The sequence below is a fragment of the Actinoallomurus bryophytorum genome, from assembly GCF_006716425.1.
In the GTDB taxonomy this organism is placed as follows: Bacteria; Actinomycetota; Actinomycetes; order Streptosporangiales; family Streptosporangiaceae; genus Actinoallomurus; species Actinoallomurus bryophytorum.
Genome location: NZ_VFOZ01000003.1, coordinates 307,149 through 324,574, shown reverse-complemented (window position 1 = coordinate 324,574; position 17,426 = coordinate 307,149). Strand labels below are relative to the sequence as shown.

The window sequence follows — 17,426 nt, the reverse complement described above, 5'->3', positions numbered from 1 at the left end:
GTGGCGGCGGTTCCGGAGTTGTTCAGCCCTGAGTGGGCCGAGGAGGTACGCGCGGCGGTCGACCGGGGTCCCGGGGAGGAGGCGCGTGCGGGCAAGCTGGACTCCTACTGGGAGTGGATCGCGCGGGCGCGGGCGTCGTACTCCTCTTCGTGGGCGCTGGGCGTACGTGACCTGGCCGGGCGTGGCCCGCATTATCTGCGGCTCGGGTGGAAGGACGGCGTGTGCGCCGAGGCGGCCGTCGTCGGTCCGGATGATCCGCTCGATGCGACGTACGTGCTCGCGGCCGATCTGGCGACGTGGGGTGCGCTGCTGGGCGGGGAGGATCCCGGGCGGATCGTGATGTATCGCGGGCTTCGGCTGGAGGAGGGTGAGGTGGTGCGTTTCTTCCGCGCCATCTATTTCTTCGTCGAGTCGGTGGCCGTAATCGGCCGGGTGCCGGCGCGCGTGCCCTGATCGCGGTTCGGGCCGTCGGGCCGCGGCGTGAGATGATCTTTCCGCTGCCGGGCCCTGGTGTGGGCGTGGCCGGTGTAGTGCTGGCCTGTCGCCCCGCCTGGGCCTCTCCCCCGCATCGGAAGGAAGCCCGTGAGCGACTCCGGCGATCTGAAGGGTGCGATGATCACCGAGTCGTACTGGCCCGCGGACACCTCTCGTCCGGTGCTGGAGCTGACCGCCGGTGAGGTGCTGCGGCGTGCGGCGGAGGCCGTGCCGTCGCGTACGGCGCTGATCGAGGCGGCGCCGCCCGGTGAGACGGTGACGGGCGCGGAGCGTACCGACCGTGCGTGGACCTATGCCGAGCTGCTCGCGGACGCCGAGCATGCCGCGGCGTGGCTGGGCAGCAGGTTCTCCCCCGGTGAGCATGTCGCGGTGTGGGCGCCGAACGTGCCGGAGTGGGTCGTGTTGCAGTACGGCGCGTCGCTGGCCGGGCTGGTGCTGGTCACGGCGGACCCGGCGTTGCGTGAGGCGGAGCTGGAGTATCTCCTGCGGCAGTCCGGGTCGGTGGGGGTGTTCCATGTCGACGTCTTCGACGGCATGGACATGGCGGGGACGGTCGACCGGGTGCGTGCGGGGCTGCCGGAGTTGCGTGAGGTGGTCAGTTTCACGCACTGGGCCGAGCACATCGCCGGTACCGCGCCGCGGCAGTTGCCTCGGGTCGCGGCCGATGATCCGGCGCAGATCCAGTACACGGCGGGGACGACAGGGTTTCCGAAGGGTGCGGTGCTGCATCACCGTGGTCTGGTGACGAACGCGGCGTTCGCCGCCGAGCGGGCGGGTTTCCCCGACGGTGGGGTGTGGGTGACGGCGCTGCCGTTGTCCCACACGGGTGGTTGTGGCCTGTCGGTGCTGGGTGCGGCGTCGGCGCGGGGCACGCTGGTGCTGGCGCGGTTGTTCCATCCCGATCTGGTCATGGCGGCGATGCACGACTGGCGGGGCGTGCTGTTCGCCGGGACGCCGGCGATGTACGCGCGGCTGCTGGCGAATCCGGAGTTCGACGCGTATGACGTGAGGGCGTGTGAGGTTCTGCTGTCCGGTGGTGACCTGGCGCCGGCGGCACTGGTGGAGGAGGCCGAGCGGCGTTTCGGCGCGTGTTTCTCGGCCGTGTACGGGCAGACGGAGCTCAGTCCGGTGCTGGCGCAGACGGGTCCGTCGGACGCGGCGGAGGACCGGCGGGATACGGGCGGGCGGCCGTTGTGGCAGGCCGAGGTGAAGATCGTGGATTCTTCGGGTGCGGTGGTTCCGGTGGGCGGGGACGGGGAGATCTGCGCCCGCGGCTACCAGCTGATGCTGGAGTACTTCGGCATGCCCGAGGCGACGGCGCTGGCGGTCGACCCGGACGGGTGGCTGCACACCGGTGATGTGGGGGTGCTGGACGAGCGCGGTTACCTGCGGGTCACCGGCCGTCTCAAGGACATGATCGTCAGGGGTGGGGAGCGCATCTCCCCGCTGGGGATCGAGGCCGCGCTGACGGCTCATCCTGGGGTCGCCGCGGCGGCGGTGGTGGGGGTGCCCGGCTCCGACGGCGACGAGCAGGTGACGGCGGTGATCACCCCGGCCGATCCGGCGCCGTCGGCCGCGGAGCTGCGGGAGTTCCTTCGCGCGTCGCCGGCGTCGGAGGAGACGCCGCGGTCCTGGTATGTCGCGGATCCACTGCCGGCCAACGCGATGGGCAGGGTGCAGAGGTTCGCGCTGCGTCGGGCGATCGCCGACGGGAGTCTGCCCGAGCTGCCCTGAGCGGTTCAGTCGTGGGGGGCGAGTCCGCGGATCTGGTGGTCGGCGACGTTGAGCGCCTCGTGGACGAGGCGTTCGAGGTGGCCGTGGCGCAGGGCGTACACGACGCGGCGGCCGTCTTTTCGGGTGGTGACCAGGCCGGCCAGGCGAAGGCGGGCCAGGTGCTGGCTGACGGAGGTCCGGGTCGCCTGGGCCGTCTCGGTGAGGGTGGTGACGTCCGCTTCGCCGTCGCACAGGCGGCGGAGCAGGGTCAGGCGGGTCCGGTCGGCGAGCAGGCCGAGAACCTCGGCGGCCGTGGCGATGCGCTCGCGTTCGTCTGGTTCTTGCGAGCCATGCGCACCTGATAGATGCATGCGTGCGCTCATATGCACATAATGGGGGTGTGAGCGGCCGCTGTCCAGCCGCGCCCGGCCGAACCCGCCACACGGAAGGACCCGCGCCCGCCGTGAACGCCGCACCGCAGCATCACCACACCCCTGCCGGTCACCACGCCTCCGGTCACGGGCACGAGCACCGGACGGGATGGGCGGCGGCGCGGCACCGGCTGGCGCACCTGGTCGTGCCGCACGGTCATGAGTCCGCGGACAAGGTCGACCCGGCGATGGAGACCTCCGCGGCGGGCATGCGGACCCTGTGGATCTCCCTGACCGTGCTCGGGCTGACCACGGCGTTCCAGGCGATCGTCGTGGCGTTGTCCGGATCGGTCGCGCTGCTGGGCGACACGGTCCACAACGCGGCCGACGCGCTGACCGCGCTGCCGCTCGCGGTCGCGTTCGTGCTGGGGCGCAGGGCGGCGACGCGGCGGTTCACCTACGGGTTCGGCCGTGCGGAGGACCTGGCCGGCATCGTCATCGTCGTGGTCATCGCCGCGTCGTCGGTGCTGGCGGCGGTGACCGCGATCGACCGGCTGACCGCCCCGCGGCAGGTCTCCCATCTGCCCGCGGTCGCGGTCGCCGCGGTGATCGGGTTCGCCGGCAACGAGTGGGTGGCGCGCAACCGGATCCGTACGGGGCGCAGGATCGGCTCGGCCGCGCTGGTCGCCGACGGCCTGCACGCCCGTACGGACGGGTTCGCGTCCCTGGCGGTCCTGCTCGGCGCGGGTGGGGCGGCGCTCGGCTGGCGGCTCGCGGACCCGGTCATGGGTCTGGTGATCACGGCCGGGATCGCGTTCGTGCTGAAGGACGCGGCCCGTGAGGTGTTCCGCCGTCTGATGGACGCCGTCGACCCGGCGCTGGTGGACGCGGCCGAGGCCGCGCTGCGCCGGGTGGCGGGTGTGGAGGACGTCGCGGAGTTGCGGACGCGGTGGATCGGTCATCGGCTGCGCGCGGAGGCGACCGTGGTGATCGACGGGTCGCTCAGCCTGCACGCGGCTCACCGGATCGCGGTCGAGGCCGAGCACGCTCTGCTGCACGCGGTCCCCCGGCTGACGGCCGCGCTGATCCACGTCGATCCGGCGGGTACGGGCCGGGAGGATCCGCACGCGGTCCTGGCCCATCACCGGGCCTGAGCGGCGGTCAGTGCCGCAGGAGCCGGGCGGTCTCGTCCCAGAGGCGGTCGGCGTCTTCGGGGTCGAGGGCGTAGGCGGCGACTCCGCTCATGGCGGGGCCCGGCTCGCCGGCGCCGGCCTCGGCTCCGTCCTCGAAGTAGCGTCCGCTCACTCCTCGCACGTGGGGGGAGGCGGCCAGCAGGACCGTGGTGGCGGCGCCCTGTTGCGGGGTCTTCCAGCCCGGGGGGACGTCCATGCTCTGGCCGTGTTCGTCCAGGGCGCCGACGAACCGCAGCTGTGTCTCGTCGAGGTGGCGCTGGAGGTTGGTCATGACGCCGCCGGGGTGGAGCGCGTTGGCGGTGATGCCGTCGGCGGCCCACTTCTTGGCCAGGGCGACGGTGAACAGGATGGTCGCGGTCTTGGACTGCCCGTAGGCGGACCAGGCGTCGTAGGGGCGTGCGGTGAAGTGGATGTCCTCGAAGACGACCGGGGACATCAGGTGGGCGGAGGAGGCGACGGTGACGACCCTTGCGCCCTGGGCGGCGGTGAGCGCGTCGTGCAGGCCCAGGGTGAGGGCGGCGTGGCCGAGGTGGTTGGTGGCGAACTGCAGTTCGTGTCCTTCGGGTGTCCGCCGCAGCTCGGGTACGGCCATGGTCCCGGCGTTGTTGACCAGGATGTGCAGCGGCCCGTCCCAGGAGGCGGTGAAGGCGCCGATGGTGGCGCGGTCCGCGAGGTCGAGGCGGGCGACGTGGACGGTGCCGGTGCCGATGTCTTCGGCGGCACGTTGGCCGGCGGCGGTGTCGCGTACGGCCAGGGTGACCTGGGCGCCGGCGGTGGCCAGGGCGCGGGCGGTCTCCAGGCCGATTCCTGATGAGCCGCCGGTGATGACGGCGCGCCTGCCGGTCAGGTCGACGCCGGCGATCACCTCGGCCGCGGTCGAGTGGGCGTCGAAGGGGGTGGTGATCGTGGGCATGGTTGTACTCCGTGGGTGGGTCGCGTCGTGAGGGTCAGTGCGCGGTGCGGTAGATCATCTGGACGGCGCGCCTGACGCGGTCGCCGAACTCGGCGCGGGTGGCCGCGGTCTGCTTCCAGGTCAGGGCGGCGGAGAAGAGGATGTCCATGACGTCGTCGGCGCCGAGCTCGTCGGTGAGCACGCCGGGCGGGGTGAGCGTCTGGAGCCGGGCGCTGATCGTCGCCCTGGCCCTTTCCTGGTAGTCGTGGAACATCGAGCCGAGCTGGGGGCCGCTGTTCGCCAGGAGTTCGCCCAGGTCACGGGCGACCTGGGTCTCGACGTAGGGGCCCATCAGCGCGTCCAGTGCCGCGACGACGCGTTCTTGCGGGCTTCGGGTCTGGTCGGCGAAGCAGGCCTCCATGGCCTGCTGGGCGCGTTCCATGACGCCCTGCATCGTGGCGCGGTACAGCTGTTCCTTGTTCGGGAACAGCAGGTACAGGCCCGGCCGTGAGATGCCGGCGGACTTGGCGACCGTCTCCATCGAGGTCTTCTGGAAGCCGTACCGTCCGAACACCTCGACGGCGGCCGCCAGCACGGCGGCGCGTTTGGGATCGTCTGTGGTGCCTGCGTCGCTCACACCAGGGACATTAGACAGAAAAACAGTTCTTGTCTAATCCGTCAGCCCGTTCGGGGGCCGTACGCGCGCAGGAAGACCGCCACTCCCCCGGTGACGAGCCGGTCGATCTCGGCGTCGGGCAGGCGTACCGCGCCGTACCAGGAGCGGTTGTTGACGCGGCCGGTGACCAGCAGCCCGAGGAACTCGGCTGCCTCGAGCGGGTCGGGCACCTCCAGGAGGCCCTGTTCGCCGAGGGCGGCGAGCCGGTCGGCAAGGGCGCGCTGGACCGGGCGGTCCTCGGGTGCGGGCCGGGTCAGCTGCGGGAAGTGGGACGCCTCGGCGATGATCAGGCGCATCACGGCGGCGCGCTCGGGTGACCGGGCGATCTCGGTGGCGAACACGCGGCCGAAGGCCGTCAGCGCCTCGGCGATGTCGGTGACCTCGCCGAGCGTGCGGTCCAGCAGGTCGGCGAAGACGGTGGTCTGCGCCTGTGCGGTCTCGCCCACCGCGGCCAGGAACAGGGTCTCCTTGTCGCCGTAGTAGTCATAGATCGTGCGTTTGGAGACCCCGGCCGTGGCGGCGATGGCGTCGACGCCGGCGCGCGCGTATCCCTCGCGCAGGAACACCTCCAGGGCCGCGCGGATGATCGCGGCGCGTTTGGCGGGTGAGCCCTGACGCAGAGCCGGGGTGTCGGGCACGGGGTTCCTTCCTGCGGCGGCTACACCGTGCAGTGTAGTACTACTACACTGCACGGTGTAGTGTGCTGCGCATGACGGACACGACCGCCCGTACGCGGCTGGACCCCGCCCTGCGGACCCTGGGGATCGTCATCGTGGTCGGGGGCATCACCGCGATGCTGGACATGACGATGGTCGCGGTCGCGCTGGCCGACCTCGCCCGCGCCTTCCGCACGCCGGTCACCACGATCCAGTGGGTCAGCGCCGCCTACCTGCTGGCCATCGCGGTCGTCATCCCGGTCACCGGCCGCCTCGCCGAGCGGTTCGGCGCCCGCACCATGTGGATGTTCGCCCTGTCGGCCTTCCTCGCCGGCTCGGCCCTGTGCGGCCTGGCCTGGTCGGCCGGGAGCCTCATCGCCTTCCGCGCGCTGCAGGGCGTCGGCGGCGGGATGATCGTGCCGCTGAGCCTGATGATCCTGGCGCGGGCGGCCGGCCCCGAACAGCGGGGGCGCGTGATGGCCATCGTCGCGATGCCCGCGCAGGTCGCGCCGATCATGGGGCCGCTGATCGGCGGCGTGATCGTGGACGCCGCGAGCTGGCGGTGGATCTTCTACGTCAACGTCCCGGTGTGCCTGGTGGCGCTGCTGCTAGCCAGGCGCGGCATCCCCGCCGACGCCCCCGAACACCGCGGCGAGGGCCGCTGGCTGGACCTGACCGGCCTGGCGCTCCTGGCGCCCGGGCTGGGCCTGACCCTCTACGGGCTGTCCACCTCGGCACACCGGCTCCCGCTGCTGGCCGCCGGGACGGCCCTGCTCGTGGTCTTCGCCGTCCACGCGTCGCGCCCGCGTGCCGTCGCGCCACTGCTGAACCTTCGGCTGTTCGCCCACCGGCCCTTCGCCGCCGCGACGGCGCTGAGCTTCCTGTCCCGGCTGTCGATCTTCGGGGTGCTGATCCTGATGCCGCTGTACTACCAGCAGGTGCGCGGGTACGGCGCGCTGAGCGCGGGCCTGCTCCTGGCCCCGCAGAGCCTGGGCACGATGCTCGCCCTCCCCTACGTCGGCCGCCTCACCGACCGGATCGGCGCCCGCCCCGTCGTCCTGGCGGGCATCGCCGTCACCACGCTCGGCACGCTCGTCTTCACCCAGGTGGGGCCCCACACCAGCGGGGTGGCACTCGGCGTGGCCCTGCTGATCTGGGGAACGGGGGTGGCGGCCGTCGCCGTCCCGGTCTCGGCGGCGGCCTATGAGGGACTGGCGCCGGCCGAGATCCCGGGCGCGACGAGTGTCATCACGACCGTGCAGACCGTGGGCGCCTCGGTCGGCGCGGCCGTGCTCACCGCCATCCTGGCGGCCCACCACGACACGGCCGCCGGCTTCGCCGGGACGTTCTGGTGGGTGCTGGGCTTCACCGCCCTGACGCTGGTGCCCGCGATGCTCCTGCCGCGCGTGCGCGGATCGCGGTAGGAGGCCGCTACCGGGAACAGGGCATGCCTGCGTGCGGTGTCTAGGCGGGCGACCGGATCGCGCCCCATCCGGTGATGTCGCACTGACCGTGCTCGTTGCCACCGGCGGCGACGACCGTTCCGTCCGCGCGTAGTCCGAGAGTGTGGGTGGATCCGGCCGCCACAGAGACGATTCCGCGCCAGCCGGCCACGTCGCACTGGCCGGAGTCTCCGCCGCCCACGGCGACGACCCGGCCGGCCCCGGTGACTCCGACGGTGTGGTGGCTTCCCGCCGCCACTGCCGTCATGTCCCTCCAGGCGCTGACATCACAGGCACCCGCCGATCGATCCCCGGCCGCGAGGACGCGCCCGTCATCGGTGAGACCGACCGTGTGAAGGTAACCGGCGGCGACGGCGGTGACGTCACGCCACGTGCCGACCGCGCACTGCCCGCGGCGATCGTTGCCCACCGCGACGGCGGTCCCGTCGGCTCTGAGGCCCACCGAATGCCAGTCGCCACAGGCCAGCGCGACGACCTCACGCCACCGGCTCACATCGCATGCCCCCTCGCGGAGCCGTCCCGCGGCCAGCACGGTGCCGTCACCCACCAGCCCCAAGGTGCGGCGCCAGCCCGCGGCGACACGGATCACGCCGCGCCAGCCCGCGACGTCGCACTGCCCGTCACCGTTCCAGCCCGTCGCCGTCACGGTGCCGTCCGCGCGGAGGCCGACGCTGTGGGACCGCCCGGTGTTCGACGCCGTATGCACGTTGCCCGCCGCCACGGCGACCACGTGGGCCCACTCCCCGACCCGGCACTCGCCGGATGTTCCCGTGCCGGCGGCGACCACGGTGCCGTCGGCACACAGCCCCAGCGAGTGCCGTCGTCCGGCGGCGATGACAGCACTGATCATGTGCACAGCATTCCGGATCGCAGGGGCCTTCGCGGATCCAGCGCGCTCAGCCGGCGGCGGCGCCGAACCACCGGGGCAGCCGGCCCAAAAGCTCCTGCTGGTCCTCACCGACCCACGCCACGTGGCCGTCCGGCCGCAGCAGCGCCGCGGGCACCTCCAGTTCCTCACCGCCGTCGACGACGTGGTCGACCCGGTCCGCCCAGCCCGCCACCGAGAGCCGGCCGGTCTGGTCGAGCAGCAGCCCGCGGCCGGCACGCATCAGCCCGTAGAGGTGGCCCCGCTTCAGCTCCACGTCCCGCAGCCGCCGGCCGAGCAGTTCGTGACCCTCGCCGAAGTCGTAGCGGATCCCGATCGCGGTGATCTTCTCGGTCAGGTACCGGTTCACGTCCTCGAAGGCGATCAGTTCCGACACCAGCCGGCGTACGGCCTGGGGACCCGGCTCGGTGGACAGCAACTGCATCTGCGCGAGGGTGTTGTCCAGTACCGCGGCGGCCACCGGGTGCCGTTCGGTGTGGTAGCTGTCCAGCAGCCCCTCCGGCGCCCAGCCGGCGACCTCGGCGGCCAGTTTCCAGCCGAGGTTGAACGCGTCCTGGATGCCGAGGTTGAGGCCCTGCCCGCCGGTCGGCGGATGGATGTGCGCCGCGTCTCCGGCCAGCAGCACCCGGCCGGTACGGTAGCGCTCGGCCAGCCGGGTCGCGTCGCCGAACCGCGAGAGCCAGCGCGGGGAGCGCACACCGAGGTCGGTGCCCGCCACGGCCCGCAGCTGCCGCTTGAACTCCTCGAAGGTCGGGGGGACCGCGCGGTCCTCGGACACCCCCGCGGCGGGCACGATGACGCGGTACACCCCCTCCCCGAGCGGCATGGCGCCGAACCGCAGCTGGGTCTTGCGTACCTCCTCGTTGACGGCGATGACCGTCTGCGGATCCTCGGTCACCTCCATCTCGCCCAGCAGCGTCTCGACCCTGGTGGGCTCGCCGGGGAAACCGACACCGAGAAGCCTGCGCACCGTGCTGCGGCCGCCGTCGCAGCCGACGAGGTAACGCGAACGCAGCCGCGAGCCGTCGGCCAGCTCGACGGTCACCCCGTCCTCGTCCTGGCTCAGCCCGGCCAGTTCGCAGCCGCGCCGGATCTCGGCGCCGACCTCGATGGCGTGCTCGGTCAGCAGCCGGTCGGTGGTGGGCTGCGGGATACCGAGGGTGTACGGGTGGGCGGTGTCCAGCCGGTCCGGCGACGGCTTGGGGATACCGGCGAAGAAACTCCCGACCGGGTACCTCCGGCTCACCGCGAGGAACCGCTCCAGCAGACCGCGCTGGTCCATCACCTCGACGCTGCGCACGTGCAGTCCGAGCGAGCGTACGTAGATGGTCGGCTCCGCCTCTTTCTCCAGCACGACCACGCGCACACCGTGCAGTCGCAACTCGGCGGCCAGCATCACGCCGGTCGGTCCGCCACCGGCAACGATCACGTCAATCATGAAACCCCCACCCACTCGACGAGGAGGCGATTCTGCGGCACCACCCGGGTCTTGCCGCAAGCCCCCCGGTGCGCTATATCTTGAAAATGGAGGGGGGTTGAGCAGCCTCCCTTTCCCTCCGCCGTCCGCTCTGGACGAGCGACCTCCTCGCGCGAAACGCCATCCGGTGGCGAGTTCGGTGCGCCCCACCTACGAGCCCCTCAGCCGGGACGCGCGCACCGCATGGTCCTCACCGGCGGCTCCGGGCCGACACGGCCGCCCGCTTCCCACCGGCCTGGCACGCGTTCACCGCCGCGTACCTGGCCACCGCGCAGAACGCCAGCCGCCAGTCGATCGCGCAGAACCTGGCGGCTACCGGCGGTCCGCCGGCACCTCCACGTGCCCGGCCTGACCGCGGCGGGTCCGCGCCCGCCCGCCGCCGGCCGCGGCCACCCACGCGTCGAACGCCTCCAGCTCACCGGCGGGGACCACGACGTCGATCTCGGCCGAGCCGCCGTACCGTGCGCCGGCCAGGGTGTACGGCGAGGCGTGCAGGTCACGGGTGAGACGTCCCGCGTGCGCGTGGTCGCTGATCACGGTGACGGTGACCACCGGCCGTCGTTCGACCACTCCTACCAGGTCGACCGTCTCGGCGACCGCCTGCCCGTACGCGCGGACCAGGCCGCCCGCGCCGAGCTTGATCCCGCCGAAGTAGCGGCTCACCACCGCGACCGTACCGGTCAGCTCGCGGCGCCCCAGGACCTCCAGCATCGGCCGCCCGGCCGTACCGCCGGGTTCCCCGTCGTCGTTGCTGCGGGTAATGTCTCCGTGCTCACCGAGAACGTAGGCGGTGCAGTGGTGGGACGCGTCGTGCAGGCTCCTGCGGCGTCCGGCGATGAACTCCTGCGCCTGCGGCTCGGTCGTGACGCGGGCGAGCGCGCAGACGAACCGGGACCGGCGGATCTCGAGCTCGTGCACGCCGGACTGCTTGATCGCGTGCATGTCGCGTCCACCGTACGCGCGTGGCCGAGACCGACCGAACCTGGGGGCGACGGGGCGATGCCGGACAAGGCGCGGCGGCGTTTCGTGCTGGACACCAGGCCGCTGCGGGACTCGGCGGACTTCCGGCGGCTCTGGACCCGGGTCATCGCTGTCGATCATCGGCGGCCAGATGACCGGGTTCGCGGTGACGCTGCAGGTCTACCGGATGACCCACTCGTCGGCCGCGGTCGGCGCGGTCGGGCTCGCCACCGGCGCCCCGCTGATCATCCTGGGCCTGTTCGGGGGTTCGGTCGCCGACGCGGTCGACCGGCGGCTGCTCGTCCTGATCACCAACTGGGGCTCGATCGTGGTGTCGGCGCTGCTGGCCGCGCAGGCGTTCCTCGGGCTGGGCCTGCTGTGGCCGCTGTACGTCCTGGTCGCCGTGCAGGCGCTGCTGGGCGGGATCGGAGCGCCGGCGCGCCGTACGTTCGTGCCCCGGCTGCTCGCGGCGGACCAGGTCGCGGCCGGGGTGGCGCTGAACCAGCTGAACTTCCAGCTCGGGATGATGGCCGGCCCGGCCCTGGCCGGCGTCGTGACCGCCGCCGGCGGCCTGCGGCTGTGCTACCTGGCGGACGTGGTGAGCTTCGCCGGCACCCTGTACGCGCTGAGCCGGCTGCCCCCGATGCCACCACAGGACGGCGCCACCCGGCCCGGTGTCACGGCCGTCGTCGAGGGACTGCGGTTCATCCGCCACCGGCCGGTGCTGGCCGGGGTGTTCCTCGCCGACCTGGACGCAATGGTCCTGGGCATGCCGTTCGCGCTGTTCCCCGCCCTGAACGAGGCGCACTTCGGCGGCACGGCCCAGACCCTCGGGCTGCTCACCGCGGCGCCGGCCATCGGGGGGCTGCTCGGCTCCACGCTGTCCGGCCCGGCCGGCCAGGCGTCACGCCCCGGCCGTACGCTGCTCGCCGCCGTCATGGTGTGGGGCCTGGCCATCGCCGGGTTCGGCCTGGCCCACACGCTGTGGCTGGGCCTGGTCCTGCTCGTCCTGGCCGGCGCGGCCGACACCACCAGTGTGATCATCCGCTCGACGATCGTGCAGGTCGCCACGCCGGACCGGTTCCGCGGGCGGGTCACCGGCGTCGACTTCGTCATCGGCGCCGGTGGCCCGCAGCTCGGCAACTTCCGCGCGGGCGCCGTCGCGTCGGTCACCTCACCGGGCGCGAGCGCGGTCGGCGGCGGCCTGGCCACGGTCCTGGGCGCGGCACTGCTCAAGGTCGCCATCCCGGCGCTGTCCCGCTACGCCGTGCCGGCGCGGGAGCGGGCAGACTGAGGCGTGAGGATCGGTTCGCCGCCGATGTCCGGGTCGGATCCGCGGCTCCGACGTCTCTGCCGAAGGACGGCGTCCGCGCAGAGGAGAGACCGTGAAGTACATGATCTTGATTTACGGTTCGCAGCAGGACTACGACAGCCTCGGCGGCGCCCCCGGCAGCGGGCCGGCCTGGTCCCCGGAGGAGTTCGCCGCGATGGGCGCCTTCATGCAGGCGTTCAACGAGGACCTGGAAAGGTCCGGGGAGCTCGTCGACACCCGCGGGCTGACCGCACCGGCGCACACCAGGCGGATCACCCTGAAGGAAGGCGTCCCGGTCGTCACCGACGGGCCCTACCCCGAGACCCAGGAGGTCCTGGCCGGCTACTGGATCGTCGAATGCGACGGCTTCGACCGCGCGACCGAGATCGCCGCGGGCCTCACCCAGTGCCCCGGCCCGGCCGGCGTCTCCAGCGTCATCGACGTACGGCCCGTCGCCGGGTCCCGTACCGAGCTGGACCTCTGACCGCTCCGCCGCCCCGGATCGAGGACCTGCCGCGCGACCTGGCGCCGCAGGTCCTCGGCGCGGTCGTACGGCGCTTCGGCCACTTCGACACCGCCGAGGACGCCACGCAGGAGGCACTGCTCGCCGCCGCCCTCCAATGGCCATCGCACGGCGTCCCGGTCGCCCGCGCGTTCCTGGTCCCCGAACCGACGATGGCCCGGCGCATCAGCCGGGCCAAGAAGACCATCAAGGACAGCGGCGTCCCGTTCGCGATGCCCGCCGACCGCGCCGAGCGGCTCGGCGCGGTCCTGCACACCCTCTACCTGATCTTCAACGAGGGCTAACGTGAGCACCGCGGGCCCCGACCTTGCCGCCGGCCCGCTGTCGGCCGAGGTGATCCGCCTGACGCGCATGCTCCACCGGCTGTCGCGGTAGCGAAGCCACTCATCAGTCAGAGGCCGATACCAGCCAGGCTCAGTGGATGCGTACGGTTGGGAGCATGGGTGTTGCGTACGGCGGTGGCCTGTCCGCGGCGGGCGACCAGCCTCACCAGCCCTGTGTTCTGCTACTGATTCTCTTTGCCGCTTCACTTTCCAGGCCTTGGCCGAAGGGTGTTCCAGGCGGCGCTGTTGTGGAAGTAGGTGTCGTAGAGTTCCTGGACCTCTAGCAGGCTTTCCGGTGGGACCTTGCCGTGGGCGATGCGTTCCAGGTGGCGGAAGTATTCGAAACGTTCCACGCCGGGGGTGATGACGATGAGGATGTCGGCGTTGAGGCCGGGGGCGGCGGCGAAGGCGTGGGCTCTCCCGGGTGGTACAACGACCAGGTCGCCGGTCTGTGCGGTGACGATCTGGTCGCCGGACAGCAGTTGGGCCGTGCCGTCGAGCATGTAGAACAGTTCGGCGGCGTTGGCGTGGTGGTGGGGTTTGGCGCCGTCGGCTCCGTCGGTGAGGGTGACTCGCTGGGTGGACAGGGCGCCGCCTGTGGAACTGCTGTCGGCCAGCAGGCGGATCGTGGTGGGGGCCTGGCCGATGACCTCGGCTTCGCCGCCGCGTACGACAACGGATTCGACGAAGTCCGCGACGATGAGTGACATGGTGCTGCTCCGTGGGGTTGAGATTGGGGTGGTTCAGGCGGCGAACAGCAGGGCCGTGTTGATCAGGACGACGGCTGGGGTGGCGAAGTGGGATGCCGAACGCCGACGGAGAAGATCAGCAGGTTCAGGACGATGGCCAGTCCATCGGCGAAGAGGTAAACGTCAGCCTTTCTCGTTGCCGACAGCGCCAGGTCCTAGATCAACGGCTTCAGCGCGATGACCAGGACCTGGGCGCTGGCAAGCACGAGGTCAGAGTGATGATCTTTGGCCACCACGGTCACGACCTGACAGCTGGCCGCAGGCCGGTGGAGGTGGTCAGGAGGCCTGCGTGTAGGTCTGATGGATCACTCCGGTGGAGAAGGTCTGGGCCGATGCCAGTCGCAGTTCGACGGTGTCGAGGTCGTCGAACCACCGGGCGCCCTTGCCGAGCACGATCGGGTGGACGAACAGTTGCAGCTGGTCGAGCAGTCCGGCCGTGAGCAGTGATCGCACGAGGGTGAGGCTGCCGGTCACGGCGATGTCCTTGCCCTCGGAGTTCTTGAGTGCCTGGAGCCCGCCGAGCACGTCGCCGCTGATGATCTCGGTGTTGTTCCAGGTGGCCTCGGTCAGGGTGTTGGTGACGACGTACTTCTTCTGGTTGTTCATGAAGCCGGCGAACTCATCCTCGCTGGAGGGCCAGTACGCCGCGAACTGCTGGTACTGGACGCGGCCGAGCAGCATTGCGTCGGACTCGGCCATGGCCGCGCCGACGGCGTTGCCCATCTCGTCGTTGAAGTAGGGGAAGTGCCAGGTGTCGGGCGCCTCGGCCACGCCGTCGAGGGACACGAACAGGCTCGCGATGATCTTGCGCATGAGGTCCTCCAGGTGTTCGGAACGCGTGTAGTTCGATGCCTAGATAGTAATGCGTCGAACTATCACTCGTCAAATAGTATGATGGCGGCATGCGTGAGAGTGATGAGGTCGACAAGGTGATCGAGCAGTGGCGGCGGGAGCGGTCTGACCTGGACTTGTGGCCGGTCGAGGTCCTGGCGCGGGTGACGAGGTTCGCCGCGATCATGAACCGTTCCTTTGACGAGGTTTTCGCCCGCCACGGCCTGCGAAACGGAGAGTTCGACGTGCTGGCCGCGATCCGCCGGTCCGGGCCGCCCTACGTGGTGACCCCGTCGGGGCTGTCTGAGCAACTGATGCTGTCACGGGCAGGGATGACCAACCGCCTCGACCGGCTCGACCGGGCCGGCCTGATCCACCGGCGGTTGGACCCCGAGGACCGCCGCAGCTTCCTGGTGACCCTCACCGACAAGGGCATGGCGACCGTCGACGCGGCCATGAGTAACCATGCCGCCAACGAGGCCGCGCTGCTGTCCGGGCTGTCCCAACGGCAGCAGCACCAACTGGACGACGCGATGTACACCCTGCTGCATGCGGTCAAGAACCGCGACATCTGAACGGGCTGAGCGGCGGCACGTCGCCGTTGCTCGGCCGGTTCACCAGGGCAACGGCGTCAAAGGACAGCCCGTCACCCCCGGATGCCGCTCAAGCCCCGAGTCGGCACGGTTCCCAGGGTTCCAGCCGCCTGGCCAGACGGGCACGCTGGTCTGCGGTCAAGTCGAGGTCGACCGCTTCGAGGCTCTCGACGAGCTCGGACACCGAAGACGCTCCGACTACGGAGATCATGGGGACGTCCCCGCCGATCAAGGCATGTCCACCGCGGAGTACTCCGTTGGCACGCCCGCGCCGGCTCGCTAACGCCACTGGCCGAGTGGTTGTTGCTCAAGCCCCTATCCCTGCGGGAGAAGACGCTGTGGACGCTGCTGTATGAGTCCGCGGCCCGCGCCGATTCCATCCTCGCGCTCGACATCGAGGACCTGGACCTGGAGAACAAACGCGGTCGGATCACCGCCAAGGGCGACATCCTGCGGTGGGGTGCACTGGCAGTCCGGCACCGCACGCCTGCTGCCACGCCTGATCGCGGGCCGTACGCACGGGCCGCTGTTCCTCGCCGACCGGCGCCCCCCGGCCCGCACGCCCGAGGCCGCGGATCTGTGCCTGATCACCGGCCGAGGCCGCCTGTCAGACGAGCGGGCCGAGTACACCTGTGATGTGTGTGCGGGCGAGCAGAGGCCGGCATCCGGCCGCTGCCCTCAGCGGTGATCACCGCTATCCGGGAGAGCGGTGAGGGCGATCTTGCCCTGGCGAGGTCCGTGCGCGGCGAGCGCGTGAGCCTCGGCCGCTCGGGTCATGGGGAACACCTCCCGCAGCGGAACGCGGAAGCGGCCCTCCCCCGCGAGTGCGGCCGCGGCGGCGAGACCGTGACGTCCGTCCGGTTCGCCGCCGAGCTCGCCCAGCGACAGGCGCACTCCCAGCTCCGGCCCGGCGAAGTCCGCGAGGGTCAGGACCGACGCCGGCGTCCCGGCGATCGCGACGAGCTCGGGCAGCGAACCCGCACCGGCCACGTCCAGCGCGCGGTCGACCCGCCCCAACCCACCTACCCTTCCGGGCAGTCCCGGCCCATAGGTGACGGGAGTCGCCCCGAGCCGGTCGATGAAGCCGTGACTCTCCGGCCGGCCCGTACCGATCACGCGCGCACCGCGGGCGACCGTCAGTTGCACGCAGGCGTTGCCGACCCCGCCCGCGACGACGGCGGCCAGCAGGACCGTCCCGGCGCGCACGCCGAGCGCGTCGAGTGCCCGCGTCGCCGTCTCGACGCTCGTGCCCGCCGCCCCGGCCTCCTCCCAGGACAGCGCCGGCGGCTTTGCGGCCCAGAACCGCAGGACGGCGAACTCGGCGCTCGCGCCGCCCAGCCGCGCGACGTCGACCGCGCCGAACACCTCGTCCCCGATGGCGGCGCCGGTGACGCCTTCGCCGACCTCGTCGATCACTCCGGAGGCGTCCACTCCCGGGACGTGCGGCAACGTGATCCTCTGGCTCGCGGGGGTCAGGCCCGCGCGCAGCGCGGCATCGACGGGTGAGACTCCGGCGGCCCTGACCCTGATCCGTACCTGTCCGGGGCCCGCGTGCGGCTCGGGGAACGGGCCGACGGTGAGCACCCCGGGCGGGCCGAACCGGTCGAACTGGACCGCGTACACGATCACCTGCCGGGGACTGGACGACGTGAGCGCGCACTACGCTAGATCCGGAAAAGGAACACTTGTTCCGGATCGCGGTAAGTGAGAGGTGCGCGGGCGGTATTGACTCGAAAACCCCGGACGGACGCGAAGCGCGACCGCGGGCAGATCGTCGCGGTCGCGCGAGCCGCGTTCGCCGCGGAAGGGCTGGACCTGCCGGTACGTGAGATCGCGCGGCGCGCCGGTCTGGGCGTCGCGACCGTCTACCGGCACTTCCCGTCGCGTTCGGACCTGATCTCCGCCGTCCTCGTCGAGCAGGTGACACTGTGCGGCGCGGAGATGCGGGCCGCTCTGGCCGACCCCGATCCGTGGCGCGCGCTGAGCGGAACCATCCGCCGGTTCGCCGAGCGCCAGGTCAGCGACCGGGGGCTGAACGAGGCACTGCTCGGTTCTCATGCTGCGGGGGCGCCGTTCGCCGAACAGCGCCGCGCGCACGCCGGCGCGCTGGCGCGTCTCGTCGAACGCGCCCGCAGCGCCGGCGCCGTCCGTGATGGCGTGTCCGTCGAGGACGTACGGGTCGGTCTGCTGGCGATCGCCTCGTTCCGTGCCCTTCCGGCCGAGAAGGCGGCCGCCGCGACCCAGAGACTCGCGAACCTGTTGCTCGCCGGTCTTTCCCAACGGCAGCCGTGAGCGCCGGCTCGAGGGCGCCCT

Annotated in this window: 20 protein-coding genes; 10 read left to right on the top strand and 10 right to left on the bottom strand. The window is 71.7% G+C overall.

Features of this window, described 5'->3' with window-relative positions:
* Both FB559_RS42870 and FB559_RS42865 read left to right on the top strand, forming a co-directional pair.
* Positions 1–453, top strand: a complete 453-nt coding sequence (locus FB559_RS42870) for a hypothetical protein (protein ID WP_141963878.1) — start codon at positions 1–3, stop codon at positions 451–453.
* A gap of 129 nt (positions 454–582) precedes the next feature.
* Positions 583–2,229 (top strand): class I adenylate-forming enzyme family protein, encoded by a 1,647-nt coding sequence (locus FB559_RS42865; RefSeq protein ID WP_246122932.1) that lies wholly within the window; start codon positions 583–585, stop codon positions 2,227–2,229.
* 5 nt (positions 2,230–2,234) lie between these two features.
* Here the strand turns inward: FB559_RS42865 and FB559_RS42860 are convergent, their stop codons facing one another.
* Positions 2,235–2,579 carry an ArsR/SmtB family transcription factor gene (locus FB559_RS42860; RefSeq protein WP_221640746.1) on the bottom strand — a complete coding sequence of 115 codons (345 nt, stop codon included), beginning with the start codon at positions 2,577–2,579 and terminating at the stop codon, positions 2,235–2,237.
* A gap of 92 nt (positions 2,580–2,671) precedes the next feature.
* On the opposite strand from FB559_RS42860, the gene FB559_RS42855 reads away from it, so the two are divergent.
* Positions 2,672–3,733 carry a cation diffusion facilitator family transporter gene (locus FB559_RS42855; RefSeq protein WP_246122931.1) on the top strand — a complete coding sequence of 354 codons (1,062 nt, stop codon included), beginning with the start codon at positions 2,672–2,674 and terminating at the stop codon, positions 3,731–3,733.
* A 7-nt stretch (positions 3,734–3,740) separates the two neighbouring features.
* Here the strand turns inward: FB559_RS42855 and FB559_RS42850 are convergent, their stop codons facing one another.
* Genes FB559_RS42850 through FB559_RS42840 form a run of 3 tightly spaced genes read right to left on the bottom strand, consistent with a single transcriptional unit; the run spans position 3,741 to position 5,978 of the window.
* Positions 3,741–4,685 (bottom strand): SDR family NAD(P)-dependent oxidoreductase, encoded by a 945-nt coding sequence (locus FB559_RS42850; RefSeq protein WP_141963874.1) that lies wholly within the window; start codon positions 4,683–4,685, stop codon positions 3,741–3,743.
* 34 nt (positions 4,686–4,719) lie between these two features.
* Entirely contained in the window at positions 4,720–5,301 is a 582-nt protein-coding gene (locus tag FB559_RS42845; protein WP_185792761.1) for a TetR/AcrR family transcriptional regulator, read from the bottom strand.
* A 41-nt stretch (positions 5,302–5,342) separates the two neighbouring features.
* Entirely contained in the window at positions 5,343–5,978 is a 636-nt protein-coding gene (locus tag FB559_RS42840; protein WP_221640745.1) for a TetR/AcrR family transcriptional regulator, read from the bottom strand.
* A gap of 71 nt (positions 5,979–6,049) precedes the next feature.
* Between FB559_RS42840 and FB559_RS42835 the strand changes: the two genes are divergently transcribed.
* Positions 6,050–7,420 carry an MDR family MFS transporter gene (locus FB559_RS42835; RefSeq protein ID WP_141963869.1) on the top strand — a complete coding sequence of 457 codons (1,371 nt, stop codon included), beginning with the start codon at positions 6,050–6,052 and terminating at the stop codon, positions 7,418–7,420.
* A gap of 40 nt (positions 7,421–7,460) precedes the next feature.
* On the opposite strand, the gene FB559_RS42830 is transcribed toward FB559_RS42835, so the two are convergent.
* The 3 genes from FB559_RS42830 to FB559_RS42820 all read right to left on the bottom strand — a co-directional run bounded on the left by FB559_RS42830 (position 7,461) and on the right by FB559_RS42820 (position 10,764).
* A complete protein-coding gene (locus FB559_RS42830) occupies positions 7,461–8,309 on the bottom strand; it encodes an RCC1 domain-containing protein (protein ID WP_141963867.1) in 849 nt (282 codons plus the stop codon).
* 46 nt (positions 8,310–8,355) lie between these two features.
* Positions 8,356–9,783, bottom strand: a complete 1,428-nt coding sequence (gene rox, locus FB559_RS42825; protein ID WP_141963866.1) for a rifampin monooxygenase — start codon at positions 9,781–9,783, stop codon at positions 8,356–8,358.
* Between the two features lie 351 nt (positions 9,784–10,134).
* Positions 10,135–10,764 carry an IMPACT family protein gene (locus FB559_RS42820; RefSeq protein WP_141963864.1) on the bottom strand — a complete coding sequence of 210 codons (630 nt, stop codon included), beginning with the start codon at positions 10,762–10,764 and terminating at the stop codon, positions 10,135–10,137.
* On the opposite strand from FB559_RS42820, the gene FB559_RS42815 reads away from it, so the two are divergent.
* The 3 genes from FB559_RS42815 (at position 10,658) to FB559_RS42805 (ending at position 12,901) form a co-directional block, all read left to right on the top strand.
* Complete coding sequence (locus tag FB559_RS42815) at positions 10,658–12,076, top strand: MFS transporter (protein ID WP_342781063.1); 1,419 nt, start codon at positions 10,658–10,660, stop codon at positions 12,074–12,076. The two genes, FB559_RS42820 and FB559_RS42815, sit on opposite strands and share 107 nt — an antisense overlap.
* A 100-nt stretch (positions 12,077–12,176) precedes the next feature.
* Complete coding sequence (locus FB559_RS42810; protein ID WP_246122950.1) at positions 12,177–12,578, top strand: YciI family protein; 402 nt, start codon at positions 12,177–12,179, stop codon at positions 12,576–12,578.
* A complete protein-coding gene (locus FB559_RS42805; RefSeq protein ID WP_221640743.1) occupies positions 12,500–12,901 on the top strand; it encodes an RNA polymerase sigma factor in 402 nt (133 codons plus the stop codon). Before FB559_RS42810 ends, FB559_RS42805 begins: the two co-directional genes overlap by 79 nt.
* Before the next feature lie 242 nt (positions 12,902–13,143).
* Here the strand turns inward: FB559_RS42805 and FB559_RS42800 are convergent, their stop codons facing one another.
* Both FB559_RS42800 and FB559_RS42795 read right to left on the bottom strand, forming a co-directional pair.
* Positions 13,144–13,650, bottom strand: a complete 507-nt coding sequence (locus FB559_RS42800) for a cupin domain-containing protein (protein ID WP_141963860.1) — start codon at positions 13,648–13,650, stop codon at positions 13,144–13,146.
* Between the two features lie 315 nt (positions 13,651–13,965).
* Positions 13,966–14,502 carry a dihydrofolate reductase family protein gene (locus FB559_RS42795; protein WP_141963858.1) on the bottom strand — a complete coding sequence of 179 codons (537 nt, stop codon included), beginning with the start codon at positions 14,500–14,502 and terminating at the stop codon, positions 13,966–13,968.
* Between the two features lie 89 nt (positions 14,503–14,591).
* Between FB559_RS42795 and FB559_RS42790 the strand changes: the two genes are divergently transcribed.
* Both FB559_RS42790 and FB559_RS42785 read left to right on the top strand, forming a co-directional pair.
* Positions 14,592–15,095 (top strand): MarR family winged helix-turn-helix transcriptional regulator, encoded by a 504-nt coding sequence (locus FB559_RS42790; protein WP_141963856.1) that lies wholly within the window; start codon positions 14,592–14,594, stop codon positions 15,093–15,095.
* A gap of 478 nt (positions 15,096–15,573) precedes the next feature.
* On the top strand, positions 15,574–15,801 hold the full coding sequence (locus tag FB559_RS42785; protein ID WP_141963854.1) for a hypothetical protein: 228 nt from the start codon (positions 15,574–15,576) through the stop codon (positions 15,799–15,801).
* Here FB559_RS42785 and FB559_RS42780 read toward each other — a convergent pair.
* Positions 15,792–16,736 (bottom strand): NADP-dependent oxidoreductase, encoded by a 945-nt coding sequence (locus tag FB559_RS42780; protein WP_141964179.1) that lies wholly within the window; start codon positions 16,734–16,736, stop codon positions 15,792–15,794. The two genes, FB559_RS42785 and FB559_RS42780, sit on opposite strands and share 10 nt — an antisense overlap.
* Positions 16,737–16,838: 102 nt before the next feature.
* On the opposite strand from FB559_RS42780, the gene FB559_RS42775 reads away from it, so the two are divergent.
* Positions 16,839–17,405, top strand: coding sequence for a TetR/AcrR family transcriptional regulator (locus FB559_RS42775; RefSeq protein WP_221640742.1), 567 nt, complete (start codon positions 16,839–16,841; stop codon positions 17,403–17,405).
* Positions 17,406–17,426 lie beyond the last annotated feature (21 nt).

Coding starts and splice junctions, on each gene's coding strand:
- FB559_RS42860 (WP_221640746.1), bottom strand. CDS start 2,579: ATGCATCTATCAGGTGCGCATGGCTCGCAAGAACCAGACGAACGCGAG.
- FB559_RS42790 (WP_141963856.1), top strand. CDS start 14,592: ATGCGTGAGAGTGATGAGGTCGACAAGGTGATCGAGCAGTGGCGGCGG.
- FB559_RS42820 (WP_141963864.1), bottom strand. CDS start 10,764: ATGCACGCGATCAAGCAGTCCGGCGTGCACGAGCTCGAGATCCGCCGG.
- FB559_RS42810 (WP_246122950.1), top strand. CDS start 12,177: ATGATCTTGATTTACGGTTCGCAGCAGGACTACGACAGCCTCGGCGGC.
- FB559_RS42815 (WP_342781063.1), top strand. CDS start 10,658: ATGAACTCCTGCGCCTGCGGCTCGGTCGTGACGCGGGCGAGCGCGCAG.
- FB559_RS42795 (WP_141963858.1), bottom strand. CDS start 14,502: ATGCGCAAGATCATCGCGAGCCTGTTCGTGTCCCTCGACGGCGTGGCC.
- rox (WP_141963866.1), bottom strand. CDS start 9,783: ATGATTGACGTGATCGTTGCCGGTGGCGGACCGACCGGCGTGATGCTG.
- FB559_RS42850 (WP_141963874.1), bottom strand. CDS start 4,685: ATGCCCACGATCACCACCCCCTTCGACGCCCACTCGACCGCGGCCGAG.
- FB559_RS42835 (WP_141963869.1), top strand. CDS start 6,050: ATGACGGACACGACCGCCCGTACGCGGCTGGACCCCGCCCTGCGGACC.
- FB559_RS42800 (WP_141963860.1), bottom strand. CDS start 13,650: ATGTCACTCATCGTCGCGGACTTCGTCGAATCCGTTGTCGTACGCGGC.
- FB559_RS42830 (WP_141963867.1), bottom strand. CDS start 8,309: ATGATCAGTGCTGTCATCGCCGCCGGACGACGGCACTCGCTGGGGCTG.